Below are 14,428 nucleotides of genomic sequence, written 5' to 3'. Positions count from 1 at the left end.
GAAGCCTCGCGAGTTCTCGCGGAGTTCAGCCTTTCGGAGCTGTCAAAGACAGGAGTTGAGCAGCACCGTGCCCGCGGACTTCGCCTCGAACCCGTCCATGTGGACGTAGTTGAAGCGCAGACCCGCGTACGGGGCGATGTCAACGGCGTCCGTCTCGAACGTGTACTTCGCCTTGGCCGAAGCCGAGAAGATCTTCGACTTCGCGTCGGCGGTGATAGCGCCCGCAGTGTTGTTCTGCGTCGCCTCGCCGTCGATGTAGCCGAAGCTCACGTCGCCCACGAAGGTCCAGTTGCCGGCCTCGCGGCCGCCGTAGACGGTGAACCCGTAGAAGTCGTAGTCGGTGCTCGTCTTCTCAAGCGACCCCGTGCTGTCGATGTCGCCGGTGCCGGCGTGGAACGCCAGACCGAAGCGGGTGTTGTCACCCGCGGCCCAGTCAACGCCGACCGCCACGCCGTACATCTCGGCGTCGACGCCCGTGGTGAAGGCGCCCGCGTCAAACCCGTCCGTCTTCGTCTTCGAGTAGACCGGCGTCACCCAGGCGACCGTGCCCTGATCGGCGTACGCATTGTCCGGAGCGACCGGCGCCTGCGTGTCCGTCATCGTGGTCGAGGCATCCGCGAACGCGCCTGCGAGCGAGAACGCGGTGGAGGAGCCGTTGAGGCGCACGGTGGCAGGCGAACCCGCGGCCGTGTTGAAGCCGAGGCGGCTCTCGGTGAAGCCCGTGATCATGTTGACGGTCATGGTCGACGTTTCGAAGGCTCCCGTCTGGGCGCCCATGCGGGCGGCCGACTCAAGCATGCGGCCCGCGGCCTCCGAGGCGGCGGCGATTTCCGCATCCGACCCGGTGGTCACGAGATTCGCGGCCGTCTGGAGCGCACGGGCGACGAAGCCCGCGCCGTCGTTGGACGTGGTCGAGAGACCCGTGAGGTTCGACTGATTGATGATCGCCGAGGAGAGGCTCTGCGAGAGCTTGTCGGAGAGCATCGCCTGGCCGACCGCGCTGAAGCCGAACGAGATCTGCTTCGAACTCGTGTCGTAGGCGGTGGCCTCGTAGAGGACGTTGCCCGTCAGGATGGACGTGAGATCCATGCCGTCGACCCAGTCGATCGTGAGCGAAACCGCAGTGCCCGAGTTGACGTTCATCTGCGACAAGTCAAGCACGCCGCCCGCGTCAAGCGTGAGCGAGTTCGTGATGCCCGTCGTGTAGATCGTCTTGCCCGCGGCCGCGGAGGCGTCCGCGTCAACCGAGAAGGCGTTCGCGCCCATGATCACCGCGCCGTCGGAGCCGACGAGGATCGAGCCCGTGGCGGCCGAGGCCTCCGACGTGCCGACCGTGATGCCGTTCGACGTGAACTGCTCGGTGTCGATGTAGAGGATGCTAGTGAAGTCACTCGCTTCCTTATCCTTGATCGACGACTGCTGCGCGAGCGACGAGGCGATGATGTTCTGCTGAACCGTCTCGAAGGTGAGAGACTCATCCTCGGCCGTGCCCACGTAGACGAGAGCGTTCGTGCCGATCGCGGAGGCGTTCGAGAGCGAGAGCGAACCGAAGCGTGCCGTGGCGGAGACATCCGCGTCGGGGTCCTCCTCGCTCGCGGTGCCGCCCGAGATGTTGAGGGCGCCGAGCGTGGCCGCGCCGGTGCTGGCGAGGTACGAGCCCGCGCCGGAGACCGTGGCCGTTCCGGAGGAGACGTCAAGGGTGTCGGAGCTCGTGAACTGCGCGCCGTCAAGCACATCGAGATCCGTGCCGATCGCGGCCGAAGCGACCGAGATCTTCGAGGCGACGGGGTTCTCCTCGGCGCCGTTCGTGCCCGTGACCGTAACCTTTCCGGTGGTCGAGAGACTGCCCGAGGCCCCGCCCTCGACGGCCGCGGCCGTGAAGGACGAGCCGCCCGAGACGACGAGGGTCGAGAGGCTCGCGTCGCCGACGCTGGCCGTGGAGCCCGTGCCGATGACGGTGTCACCGGTCACGGAGAGGAGGCCGCCCACGCTGAGGGTCGACTCGTCAACCGTGGCCGAACCCGTCACGGTCGCGAAGTCCGCGGTCGTGAAGGTCGAGCCGTTGAAGACGCTGAGGTCGCCGCCCGAGACGGTGGCGCTCTCGGCGTAGAAGCTCGAGCCCGTTTCGGCGTCGTCCGTGGAGCCGATCCGGGCGCTGCCGTTCACGACAACCGCGCCGCCGACCTTTCCGGCCGCGTCACCGAAGCTCGAGCCGAAGACGACGTCGAGGTCGCCGATGGTCGAGGATTCGGAGACGACAACCGCGCCGCCCTTGCTGACGGCGACCTTGCCGTAGCCAGTGCCATCCGTGCCGGCGGTCGTGAGCGAAACGGCCGTGAGCTTCGAACTGTCGGTCCCGGTGGCATCCGGGTCGCCGACCACGACGCCCGCGGCGGCGCTGACTGCGCCCGTCGCGGCGCCTTCCTCGCCCTCGGTGCCCGCGGCGGCCGTGAAGGCCGCGTTGTTCGTGAGGGTGAGCAGACCCGTGAGCGCGGCGTCGCCGACCTCAGCGGTCGAGTTGTCGATCGTCGTGGTGCCGGCCACCGTGAAGAGGCCGCCCACGTCAAGCGTGGAGTCCTCGACCGCGGCGTTGCCGTTCACGTTCGCGAAGTCCGCGGTCTCGAAGGACGAGCCGCTGAAGACATTGAGGTCCCCGTCACTCACGGTGACGCTGTCGGCGTAGAGGTGCGAGCCGGTTTCAGTGCCGGTCTCGTCATCAGCCGCGCCGATGTTGACGGAGCCGGAGCTCACGGTGACCGCGCCCTGCGGATCCGCGCTGTCGCCCCAGGTGGCGCCGTAGGTGACGTCAAGACCGTTGGCGATGCTGGAATCGCCGGACACGTCAACGGAGGCCCCGCTCGAGACCGCGACGCCGTTGCCGGCGGAGAGGGACCCGGCGGTGAGGCTCGAGGCCTTGCCGTCGCCGTTGTCGCCGCTCACGGTGATCTTCCCTTCGGCGGAGGCGGCGCCGTCGGTCACGACGGTCGAGCCGCCGATGACATTGATGTCACCCGCGTCGTCGCCGTACGCCTTGGCCGCGAGGCTCTCGGCATAGAGCGCGGAGCCCGTCTCGTCCGCCTCGGCGCCGATGTTCACGTCGCCGTTCGCGGTGATGTCGCCCTGCGGATCCGTGCTGTCGCCCCAGGTCGAGCCGTGGACCACGTCAAGGCTGCCGATCCCGGAGGCACCGGCCACCAGAGCGGCCGCGCCGCTCGTGACCGTCACCGTGCCATAGCCCGTGACGGTTTCGCCGTCATCGCCGTACTGCGCGGTGGAGAGTTCCTCGGCCGTGAGGGTCGACTTATTGGTGCCCGTGGCACCGGCGTTGTCGACGAGGACGCCCGCGGAGGCGAGCACCTTGCCCGTCGTGGCGGGCTCGGTGCCTTCCTCGCTCGCGGCGGCCGTGAAGGTCGAGCCGCCCGTGACCTCAAGCAGGCCTTCGAGCTCAGCGTCGCCCACCGTGGCGGTCGAGCCGTTGGCAACGACCGTCTTCCCGTCGCCGCTGACGGCGAGCAGGCCGTCAACGTCGAGCGTGGAGGCCGTGCCGTCCGTGCCGACCGCGACCGCGTTGCCGCTTTCATCCTTGCCGGAGACCTCGGTGTCGCCGGTGCTCGTGTAGGAGCCGCCGTCCACGACGCTCAGGTACCCTGAGATGTCGGCCGAGTCAACCTCGACGGTGCCGTCGGAGACGCTGACATAGCCCGAGACGGCAAGCGACGGCGTGTCCGCCGTGTCGTCGTCAGAGGCGGCCTTGAAGGCGCCGCCGTCGGAAACAGTCAGGTTCCCGCCCACATCGGCCTGGGAGACCAGGGCCTTGGAATCCTCGCCCGTGACGGTGACGTTTCCGGAGGCACCGGTGTCCGCGTTCGGAGCGGTCTTGAGCGTGCCGGGCTCGGCCACGGGCTGAAGCTTGCCTTCGTCATCGTAGGCGTAGCCGTAGGCCGCGCCGTCCTTGACCTCGAGGTCACCGGCCTCAAGGGCGTCGGAGACGAGGGTGGAGACCTTGTCGCCGTCAGCAGTGCCCGTGGCACCCGCGACGGAGACGGTGCCCGCGACCTTGGCGGGGCTGCCGTCCGCATCCGAGTTCACCTCGGCCGCGGCGCCGCCGCTGACAATCAGATCACCCGCGATGTCGGCGCCTTCCGCATAGAGGGCGGAGACCACCTTCTCATTGGTCGTGGGATCGGTGTAGTAACCGCTCACAGTCACGTCGCCGGAACTGTCCTCGTCCGCGTGCGTGATGATCTTGCCGCCCTCGGGGTTGCCGTCCTCGTCGAAGCCGAAGGTCGAGCCGCCGAGCACGTCAAGATCGCCCACCTCGGTCTCGCCCGTGACGAGCATCGAGGCGCCGTTGTTGACGGAGGCGTCCTCATAAGTGGTGTCCTCGGCCGTGGGGTCGAGCGCGGTCGTGAGCGAACCGGCGATGAGCTTCGACTCGTCGGGCACGGTCGCCTCTTCCGTGTTGTCGCCCACCATGACGCCGCCCGCGGCAGCGATGGCGCCGTCGGCCGCTTCCGTGGCCTCATCGCCCTCGGCGATGAAGCTAGCGCCGTCCGTGAGCTTGAGCAACCCGTCAAGGTCCGCCGTGCCCACCGTGGCGGTCGAGCCGCCCGTGACGGTGACGTTGTCCGCAGTGAGCTCGCCGCCCACGTCGAGCGTGGACCCGTTGCCATTGCCGTCGCCCTCGACGAGCACGTCGCCGCCGACGGTGGCGTCACCCGTGGTGCCGAACTCGGAGCCGTTCACGACATTGAGGTCTTCGCCGATCGTGGCCTCGGACGCCCAGACCTTGGAGCCGTCGGGCGAGGAGAGCGTCGAGTCGCCGACGTTGACGCTGCCCGTGACGTTGAGCGCGCCGCCGATGGTCGGGTCTCCGCCCTCCGTCTCGGACTCGGCATAGCCGAAGGTCGAGCCGTTCGACACGGAGAGGTCGCCGCCGATCGTCGACGCGCCCGTGGCGAGGAAGTCAGCGTTGTCCTCGATCACGGCGTCGCCGCCGATCTTCGCGTCACCGTCGACCGTGTGCGAGGTTTCGATCGCACCGGTCTCATCGCCCGAGAGGGTATAGCCGTCGGTATAGAGGCCGCCAGTCGTGTCGATGTTGGCGCCGGCGTTGACGTCGACCGAGGTGAGCGGGCTCTCGGAGTCGCCGAGCGCGCCCGTCGTGTAGTCGGCCGCCAGAGTGGAGCCGCCGCTCTCGAGGCCGTTGAAGACGACATTGTGCTCGTCGCCCTCGTCGCCGTTCGTGATCGAGCCGATCACGCCGCCGTTCGTGAGCTCGAGCGTGGTGTCATTGCCGTAGAGCTTCACATCCGCCGGGGAACTGCCGTCCGCGCCGGTGACGAGATTGTCCGTGTCGCCATCGGCATTGCCGGAGAGCGTCAGGTGAGTGGTCTGGTCACCCGCGACGCCGTCCTCGCCGACGTCGCCCACCTTGAGGAAGCCGTCGGTGTTGGTATCGTCAAGTTCGACGTCATTGAGGCTGATGGTGCCGGTGATGTTCTCGCCGGTCTTGACCGGTTCGACGCTCAGATTGACGAAGGAGAGTCCGTCGCCGAGCGCGGCGTAGTCGTTGAGCTCAGAGACGGAGACCGGGTCTGAGCCCGTGCCGTCAACCGTGCCGCGCAGGTCACCCGTGAGGCTGATGCCGGTGAGGCCCGCGAAGGCGTCAAGCAGTTTGCCAAGCGAGGCGAACGACGTGGAGGACGTCTCGGCATCGGCAAAGATGTCGAGGTCATTGAGCCCCGTGAGGTCGAGCGTGCCGGTGCTGTCATCGGCGACGGCGGCGACAAGCGTGCTCGAGAGCGTGCCGGCTGTCGTATCCTCGTCGATCACCTGGGCGGCGGCGACGCTGAGCGTGCCCTTGACTTCAAGCGAGTCATCGGCGACAGCGCCGAGCGTGCCGACGGAGAGCTTCGAGCCCGCGTCAATCGTGACGCCGGTCGCGCCCGTCCCGCCCTCGGCCGCGGAGACAGCGAGGGTGCCGAGCTTGAGATCCGTCTCGCCCGAGACGAGGAGACCGTCGTTGTCGGCAGACGCCGTGACGTTCACAGTGACGTTCGAGAGATTGACCTCGGCGAGCGTGCCGTCCTCGGCGGCCTCGTTGGCTTCGCCAATGTTGAGCGTGCCGATCACGTCGAGCGTCTGGGCATCCGCGTCACCGGCGATGGAGAAGCCCTTCAGTGCCGTGACCGTGGCGCCGCTCGCGACGGTGAAAGCGTTGGCTTCGCCCGCCTCGAGCGTGTTGGCGACGAGTTCGACCGTCGAGCCGTACTCGGCATCGGCAAAGGCGACGGATTCCGCCGCGGTCGCGTCAAGCTGGCCGTAGCCCGTGATCTTGCCGAGGTTGATCGAGTCATCCGCACCGTCGTTGGTCACGGTGAGCGGATCCGAGTCCGTCACCGTGAGGGTGTTGGTCGTCTCGTCAGACGTGCTTGCCGCGCTGCCGAGGCTGATCTTTGCGCTGTCGCCGGCCGTGAGGTTCGCGAGCTGGCTCGCGGAGACCGTGAGGTCGGAGCCGGTGTCGTCGGCGAGCGCAATCGTGCCCGTGTTGCCCTTGGAGCTTGCGTCGTCGAGTGTGATGTTGCCCGCGAGCGTCAGGGTGCCCGCATTGATGAGCGCGCTCGTTTCGCCTGTCTCGTCGGCGGCGAAGCTGATGCTCTGGGCCGTGCCGTCCGAGGCGAGGCCCTTGATGACCGCGTTCTCGCCGGCCTCCACGACGACCTGGGCGCCGCTCGAGACCGAGAGGCCGCCCTGGGCGTTGATCGTGCCGGCATTGGCAGAGCCGGCGCTCGTTCCGTCAAAGGTGAGCTGACCGCCCGTGACTTCCGCGGCGCCCGTGACGGTGACTTCACCGCCCGCGCCGGTCGCGATCTCGCCCGCGCTCTGCTTGAGGGTGCCCGCGACGGTCGTGTCGGCGTTGTCATCCGTGGTGAGCGTGGCGCCCTCGTTGTCCAGAACAAGGTCTTTGACGTTGAGCTCCGAACCCGCTCCGGTGGTCTTGACCTCGGCGGCCGAGACCGTGAAGGTGCCGGCCGTGGCGTTGGTGACGCCGCCCGCGGAAGTGGTGAGCGAGCCGCCGTCGATGTCGTTCGTATCGCCGAGCAGATTGAGCTCGCCCTTGGCGGTGGTCGTGGTGACCACGCCGGCCGTCTGGCTGTAGCTGCCCGAGACGTTGGTGGTAGCTCCTGTGCCGGTGGTGGTGAGACTGCCGCCGGTGAGGCTCGTCGTCGTGCCTTCCGTCGTGTTCAGGTTGAGCGTGCCGCCGGTCTCGGTCGAGACGGAGCCGTTCGACTGGTCATAGGCGCCCGCGACCGTGGTCACGGCATTCGCGCCCGAGGTCTTGAGCGAGCCGCCGTCGATGTCGGCGCTTGAGTTGAGGTTGAGCTTGCCTCCCGTCAGGGTCGAGACATCTCCCGCCGTCTGGGCGTAGGTGCCCGCGACGGTCGTCACGGCGTCGGTGCCGGAGGTGTCAAGCGTTCCGCCCTGGATGCTGGTCTTCTGGCCGTTCAGATTGAGCGCGCCGCCCGTGAGTGTGTCCACGTCGCCCGCGGTCTGGGTGTAGTTGCCGGCGACGTTGGTTTCGGAATCGTCGCCCGAGGTCGTGAGCGTGCCGCCCTTGATCTCGGCGGTTGTGTTGAGATTGAGGGTGCCTGCGCTCTCGGTCGTGACGGTGCCGCTCGACTGGGAGAAGGCCCCTTCGACGGTGGTTGTGGCGCTCGTGTCGGTCTTGAGGCTGCCGCCCGTGGCACCGATCGTTGTGTCACCGTAGATCGTCGTCGTTGCGCTCGAAGAGGTCGTCACCGAGCCGCCGTTGATCTGCAGCTGGGACTTCGTCGTCTGATCGGCCGAGCCGATGATCAGCTGACCGAGCGAGCTCGTCGTGACGGAGCCGGAGGAAGAGGAGCTCGCGGCGTCAACGACGAAGTTCCCGCTCGTCACCTCGGTGACGGCGCCGCTGCCGGTGGTCGTGAGAGAGCCGCCGGTGATCTCGGCGCCGCTCTCCAGCGTAAGAGTCGAGGAACCCGAGGCCCTGTCGGTGAGAACCGAGCCGCCGGTCTGGGTGAGCTTGCCCGTCACCGTCGTCGTCGCGTCCGTGGTGGTGAGCGAGCCCGCGGAGACATTGACCGCGACATCGGTACTGTCGTCTCCGAGCAGCAGCTGACCGGCGTTCACCGTATTGACGGCGCCGCCGGCGACGCTGAAGGTGGTGCCCGTGACCTTGGTGACGGCCCCGGTGCCGGAGGTCTTGAGTTCGCCGCCGCTGATGGTCGCACCGTTCTTGAGGTTGAGATTGCCGCCGGTCAGTGTGCTGACCGTGCCGGTCTTGAGCTCAAGCGTCTGGGCAATGTCGGTCGTGCCCGTGGTTGTGAGGCCACCCTCGATATTGGCGGTGTTGAGCTTCATTGTGCCGGTGCTGTAGGCATTGCCGCCGGTGCTGACATTGAAGCTCGTGCCCGTGTCATCGGCGTCAAGCGTGGATCCGGCCTTCACCTCAAGGGCGCTGCTTGCACCAACAGTGGTATCGCCGTGGATTGTCGTGGTACCCGTCGAGCCGTCGGACCCGAAGAGAACGGAGGCGAGGTCGCTGTCCGTTGTGTTCTCTACAGTCAAATCACCGTAAACCGTGCCGGATTTGATAATGAGCTGCGGCACGCTGTATGAGGCTTCCTGCTCTGTGGTATATGTGACTCCATTATAAGTATATTCATATGTACCAGCATTTTGCTTGGTAACTATAATATTTGCGGAAGAATCCTCACTGCCGACATTCAGTTCATTCACTGTCAGCTGACCGCCCTTGACGGTCAGGCTTTCATAACCGGCAGCGCCATACCAGCCGGTGCTTTCCGCTCCGGTGACATTCAGGGTTCCGACAGTGCTCGCAAGCACTGCATTCTGCCAGTACTGAGGGGTATTAATGGCAGTGTCATCACCAGCAACGATCCGGCCCTGGGTGCTCCATCTTTCTGAGTCAGAAACTGACACCCTGTAGTCAGCCGTTAACGTGGAACTGTTTCCCAAATAGGTGGTTCCTAAAACAGTTACATAGGTGCCTTTGACATAGGCCGTGCGCTCCGTGCCGATGTAGGACGTTCCTTCCAGGCTGATGTTGCTCGCGCCCGTCTGCTCCAGGTAACTGTTCTGAAGGCTAAGGGTACCGGTGTTGTAAAGGCGGAAATTGTAGGGGCAATAGAGGCTTGTATATTCATCCAATATAAGGTCGCCGTAAATATGAACCTGGCCCGTGGTGCTGTGGTTGGTGAGTTTGATGGTCAGAGGGGTGCTGGTTCCATATTGCGAGCTGCTGGCCACACCAGTGCCGTCGGGCTGGATGGTGCCGAGCGAGTAGCCCGTCCCCACGGTGAAGTAATCTTCAAGTTTCGAGCCCTCAGACACATAAATGCCGCCTGCATACCAGGTTCCATATTGAGTCCCTGACGACGTAAAGGCGTAAACAAGGTATGAATCGGTGGCGGAGCCGGTTCCAAAGGAACTTGTCGCCTCGGATTCCGTCTGGGTGAAACCGTAATCCGCGGCGTTCAGAGCGGCAAAGGAATATCCGGCGGTGCCGAGCATTGCCGCCGCAACGGCCGTCGCCACGATTGTTTTCGTTCCCTTGGCCTGCACCGAGCTGGTGGCTTCGTTCACCACCATCAGCGCCTGACGAGCCTTGGACCAGATCACCTTGTAAGAATTGTTCATATCAGGTTTCTCTTGATGTTCGTGCGGAGCTTCTGCGGTGCACCTGAACACATGCCGCCGCTCACGCTTTTTGAGGATTGTGTCCGCCGGCCCGGGGGCCGGATGCCGTTCAGTCGCGTTTGTCGCCCTGGTTGATCTCGCTGCACCCTCCCGGGTACAGGATCACGAACCAAAGAAGAACGATCCCGACAGCAGGAAACGCAAACTCGAGGAATCCGTTTCCGGCTGACCGGCATCGCTCAGCGGCAACATTCCGGCAAGGAGCAACCCGACCTTCAAAGATCACACCTTTGGACTGCATTTCTGGCGCGCAAAAACCCGCTTATTTCCGTGAAAATCAATGTATTCACCGAAACAAACGGACACACATCGCCGAGGTCTATCAGTAAGATACCCCCTCGTCGCGATGTTTTGTCAAGCGCGTTGCCCGTTAGTTCCGAAATGTAAGGGTTAACCCGTATGCATTCGATTTGAGGTGACTCTTCGCCGTCACCTGGTTCGGAGGGCACAGGAGGGAGTTTTGCTGTTCCGGCTTGACAGGGTTGACATTTCAAGAAGGCGATCGAATCAACCCGCCTTCTTAGCTCAAGCCCTCCCGGCAGGCCCTGACCGAATCCCCTCTCCTCAGGGCTGCTTGAACTCCCAACGGGGTCTCAGTCAACGCTTCCGTCGTCCATACGCCGCTGAAGACCCCGGTCAGCGGGACCCGCCCTTCCTGTTGCTGGTATGCCCAGCGACGCGCGTGCCGGAAGTCTTTGGTGTTCCAACGTGTTACGCTGTACGTATGCAGTGATACTCAGAACACGAGGTAATGACCATGGAGAAACTCGTCTCGCTCAACACAAAGATCTCCGCCGAGGACAAGGAGGCCTTCGTGGCCATTGCGGAGTCCCTCGGCATGACGCCGTCGGCCGTCATCAAGGTGTTCGTGAGGAAATTCAACGAGTGCGGCGGCTTCCCCTTCGAGGTCCGCAGATCGCCGAAGTTCAGTCTCAAGGGACAGACCTTTGAGGTGACAAGAAGCAGGAACGGTGTCATCAATCCGCCTGAACCCAAGCGGGACGATGACGACAAGGATGACGTGGACTATTGAGAGATACTGAGGGCGGCGAGGCCCTCCACGGCCCGCCGCCCCTGAGACCGGGGCAAGTTCCCCGTCACCTCCCTCGCCGGCGCTTCAGCTGATGAGCGGCTCGTCCTCCCGCATCATCGGAATGGAGATGAAACAGTCGACCACGCGTCCGAGCACATGGCGCCCGGAGAGGTCGGCGAGGTGCTCGGGCTTCTCGATGTCCGAGACGTAGAGGAAGCTGCCGTCCTCAAGGCGCTTCACCTCCGCGATATCAAAAGGAACGCCGGGACCGCGGTCGAAGACATAGACGTCGTCCACCGTGAACTCGGCCTGGTCGAGGTCAACGAGGAGTTTGCTCCCCTTCAGGACCGTCGGTTCGAGCGCGGCGTCCGCGGCGACGACGACCTGGCCGCGGGCGATGCCGAGCTCCTTGGAAGAGAACTCCCCGCGGGGGCCGAGCTCGAGGCGGATCGTCTGATCGCCGTTCTCGCCGCATCCGTGCAGCATGAAATAGGGTTTGGTCATCTGGAATACCTCCAAAAAAGTGTTGAGATCAGAAAGAACGTGATGGCCGCCGTCACCCCGCCGCCTCCCCCGGGCAGGTTGACGACGACCGGCAGAAGACATGGATCACTCGGAAGCGTCACTCACCTCCTCCAGGGACTCCTCCGCAGGCTCCTGCGGCACCTCGGGCACCTCCATCCCCGGCGGGGGCACGACCCTGACAGTCGCCCTCGCGTCGTCGGCCTCCTCGTCGTCGATGACCTCCGCCACCTCCGGCAGAACCTCAAGGAGCTTCGCGCTGAGCGTGAGCCCGACGTAGTCGAGACCGACTACCTTCAGCCGCACGCGGGTGCCGCGCCTGAGCCTCGGGAGGCCCGGGATGCGCTCGCGCAGCGGCAGGTCATCGAAGCTCACGACGTTGTCCTTCACCACCACGGCGGTGAGGTCGGTCAAGCCCTCCTGCTCGATCCAGCGCAGCGACCAGTAGCGCTTCATCCGGCCTTCGAAGCCGATGAGCACGCCGCTCCGGCTCACGAACCGGCTGATGATGAGGAAGAGCTCGATGTCGTTGTTCCCGTGGTCCGGGGGCTCGCCCCTGAGCGCCCGGATGAGCTGACGCTGGTTGACAAGGTCCACGTAGCGGCGAAGCGGCGACGACATCCACGCGTAGCAGCCGACGCCCATCCTCAGGTGCGGCCCCGGCTGCGAGCTCATCCTCACGAACCCGTCGGTCAGGCTCCTGTAGATGCCCGTATACCCGCGCTCGTCAAGGAACCGCCCCCAGGTCTCGTTCACGAAGATCATGAGCTCGGCGACGAGGCGGTTGACGGGGTCGCTCCTCTCGTCCCGGCGGAAGGAGACGTGCGCCGCCTCACCCTCGCCCTCGAGCATCGGCTCCCACTTCCAGAGGAGATCCAGGCGCTCCGGGTACCCTCGGTATTCCTCGCGCACGGTCTCGCGCATCCTCGCGAACCGCCAGAGCACCTCGATCTCGCGGGCGTGCGGGATCGCGAGCCTCCCCTCCTCGATCATCTCCACGGTCACGGGCGGATCGAACCGGTCGTGGCGCAGGTTCGTCTCGATCATCACGCGCTCGAGCCGCGTTTCGGTGGCGAGCACCGTCATCGTCCCGGCCTCCACCGTTGCGTAGAGCGAGACGCAGGGCACGGCACGGCCCTCGTCAAGGCTCGCCGCCTTGATCCAGTCCTCGGGCAGCATCGTGGTCTTCAGCCCCGGCGCATAGACCGTGCTCATGCGCTCCCGGGCCGCGAGGTCAACGGGGCTCCCCCGCTCGATGATGAGCCCGGGCGCGGCGATGTGGATGCCGATCACGAGGCGACCGTCGCCTAAGAATCGGACGCTCGCCGCGTCATCGATCTCGGTGGTCTCGGAGTTGTCGATCGAGAAGGCGGCGACGTCCGCAAGGGGCAGGTCCCCGAAGGCCGGGGGCTCGGGGAGCTCACCGAACTCCCTGCCCTGCGGGAAATGCTTCCTGAAGAACCTCCCCGTGTGGAGCACCCAGGGCGAGGCGACGAGGCCGAGGTCGAGCATGAGCCGGCCCACCGAGACGCCGCTCAGCTCGGCGGCCCGCCAGAGCCCGCGGTAGTCGAGGCCCGCCCGGCCCGAGCCGAGCGGATCCGCCGCGATCGACTCAGGCACGTCGCCCGCGAGAATGCGCTGCGCCGTCACTTCGATCGACTGACGGCGTTCCTCGGCCGCCCGTTCCTCCGCGAGCCTGCGCTCAATGACCGCCTTCTCGACACGGCGGTACTTCCCCGGCCCCGAGTGGACGAACCAGTCGGGGTTCCCCTCGAGGGCGAGGAGGATGGCCACCAGTTCCACGGGCCCGGGTTTCGTGAAGTACTCCCGGGCCAGGTGCGAATAGAGAAACGCATGCTCGGGCGCGGCCTCCCAGAGGAAGGCCGGGTCCATCTCGCGGGCGACTGCCGCCGCCTCCTCCTGGAGCTGACCGGCGCCGGGCCCTTCGTGCGTGAAGATCACCTGCGGCTTCTTCACCTTGATGCGCCGGCCTCCGGGGAGCTCCACCCTGAAGTCCTTCCAGCCCGTCTCCAGCACCGTCCCCACCTTCGGAACGCCGTCCTCTTCAAATACAATCTGCATACACCTTCCTCCCGGTCCGCAGGCACGCGCGCTTCTGCCCGCGGACACGCTGGTTGATCATCTGCTCCGCTTCCGGGGCGGAACAGCCCATAAGATCAGAATACGGGTGGGTGCACCGTTTGCTGTCGCAGCGATTTGAGGAGGGTCTTCTAAGATTCCATTGACCGGACCGCATCAGCGCCTTCAGCACTGGCGAGGCTTCATCAACTCCTAAAGAATCCTTAGTTGTTCGTAAACCCTCCCTTACAGAATCAAAACGCGAAAAACCGGGGCGGTTTCGTGCCGCTCCGGCCGGAAATTTCGTGATCAGACGGTCTGAAACCGGGGAACCCGGAGCCCTGTTCCTTCAGAGAGCGTCATCGGCAGGACCTGCCCGGCACGCAGTTCAAAATGTGACCTGACGCTCAGGATCCCCTTGATGCGCACCAACGCGACGTCATCCGTGTACGCTCGGCGAGACATTCGGGTGACATAATCGGGCTCACTTTTGCCCTGCCTCGGCGCAGGGCCTGTCTGCATCAATGGGGGAATCAATGAGAACGCTGATCAAGCTGGTCATCATCGTCGCCATCACCGTCGTCGCCCTGCCGATCTATGCCATAGCTCACAGTGAGCACATCTGGTGGATAAGTGCGCCGGTTGCCCTGGCGTGGTTGGCAGCGGTCACCGCGGCATGGAAATGGCAGCCGAAGACCGATGACAGCAAGTTTGACCTTGTCAAAAAACAATAAAACCCTATGTTTGTTGATTACTACAAGGTTCTCGAAATCCCGGCGACGGCCTCGCAGGCCGAGATTCAGAAGGCCTATCGCCGGGCCGCGATGAAATGGCATCCGGACCGGTACAAGGGGGCGGACGCCAATGAGCGCATGGCCTCGGTCAACGAGGCCTACTGCATTCTGAGAGACCCCGAGGCGCGCAGGAAATACGATGCGGAGCTGCAGAGGTATCAAAGCCTGTTCGGTTCCCGGACCTGAGTTTGGGAACTTGAAGCCGATCTAACAAGGGCTGGCACCGCGCCAGCCC

General features: G+C 65.1%; 6 protein-coding genes and 1 pseudogene. 3 read left to right on the top strand and 4 right to left on the bottom strand.

Annotated features, from left to right (window positions below):
- Window positions 1-42 precede the first annotated feature (42 nt).
- Window positions 43-8,655 carry an autotransporter outer membrane beta-barrel domain-containing protein gene (locus Q4F91_RS09970; protein WP_303337278.1) on the bottom strand — a complete coding sequence of 2,871 codons (8,613 nt, stop codon included), beginning with the start codon at window positions 8,653-8,655 and terminating at the stop codon, window positions 43-45.
- Window positions 8,656-9,579: 924 nt separating this feature from the next.
- A pseudogene (locus Q4F91_RS13565) lies at window positions 9,580-9,705 on the bottom strand (ESPR-type extended signal peptide-containing protein); the annotation flags it as partial.
- An 811-nt stretch (window positions 9,706-10,516) separates the two neighbouring features.
- Between Q4F91_RS13565 and Q4F91_RS09965 the strand changes: the two are divergent.
- Complete coding sequence (locus Q4F91_RS09965; RefSeq protein ID WP_303337276.1) at window positions 10,517-10,798, top strand: type II toxin-antitoxin system RelB/DinJ family antitoxin; 282 nt, start codon at window positions 10,517-10,519, stop codon at window positions 10,796-10,798.
- Between the two features lie 84 nt (window positions 10,799-10,882).
- Here Q4F91_RS09965 and Q4F91_RS09960 read toward each other — a convergent pair whose 3' ends face one another.
- Both Q4F91_RS09960 and Q4F91_RS09955 read right to left on the bottom strand, forming a co-directional pair.
- Complete coding sequence (locus tag Q4F91_RS09960) at window positions 10,883-11,302, bottom strand: hypothetical protein (RefSeq protein ID WP_303337274.1); 420 nt, start codon at window positions 11,300-11,302, stop codon at window positions 10,883-10,885.
- 105 nt (window positions 11,303-11,407) lie between these two features.
- On the bottom strand, window positions 11,408-13,402 hold the full coding sequence (locus tag Q4F91_RS09955; protein ID WP_303337272.1) for a ribonuclease catalytic domain-containing protein: 1,995 nt from the start codon (window positions 13,400-13,402) through the stop codon (window positions 11,408-11,410).
- A 533-nt stretch (window positions 13,403-13,935) separates the two neighbouring features.
- Here Q4F91_RS09955 and Q4F91_RS09950 point away from each other — a divergent pair.
- Together Q4F91_RS09950 and Q4F91_RS09945 are read left to right on the top strand one after the other, a co-directional pair.
- Window positions 13,936-14,133, top strand: coding sequence for a hypothetical protein (locus Q4F91_RS09950; RefSeq protein ID WP_303337270.1), 198 nt, complete (start codon window positions 13,936-13,938; stop codon window positions 14,131-14,133).
- Between the two features lie 6 nt (window positions 14,134-14,139).
- Complete coding sequence (locus Q4F91_RS09945; RefSeq protein ID WP_303337268.1) at window positions 14,140-14,379, top strand: DnaJ domain-containing protein; 240 nt, start codon at window positions 14,140-14,142, stop codon at window positions 14,377-14,379.
- Window positions 14,380-14,428 lie beyond the last annotated feature (49 nt).

It is taken from the genome of Sutterella sp. (assembly GCF_030539355.1).
In the GTDB taxonomy this organism is placed as follows: domain Bacteria; phylum Pseudomonadota; class Gammaproteobacteria; order Burkholderiales; family Burkholderiaceae_F; genus Sutterella.
Note: the sequence above shows the minus strand (reverse complement) of the source record. Positions and strands in the feature narration are given on the sequence as shown.

Bases quoted from the DNA above. Each gene is read 5' to 3' on its own strand.
- Q4F91_RS09960 (WP_303337274.1), bottom strand. From the start codon at position 11,302: ATGACCAAACCCTATTTCATGCTGCACGGATGCGGCGAGAACGGCGAT.
- Q4F91_RS09945 (WP_303337268.1), top strand. From the start codon at position 14,140: ATGTTTGTTGATTACTACAAGGTTCTCGAAATCCCGGCGACGGCCTCG.
- Q4F91_RS09955 (WP_303337272.1), bottom strand. From the start codon at position 13,402: ATGCAGATTGTATTTGAAGAGGACGGCGTTCCGAAGGTGGGGACGGTG.
- Q4F91_RS09950 (WP_303337270.1), top strand. From the start codon at position 13,936: ATGAGAACGCTGATCAAGCTGGTCATCATCGTCGCCATCACCGTCGTC.
- Q4F91_RS09965 (WP_303337276.1), top strand. From the start codon at position 10,517: ATGACCATGGAGAAACTCGTCTCGCTCAACACAAAGATCTCCGCCGAG.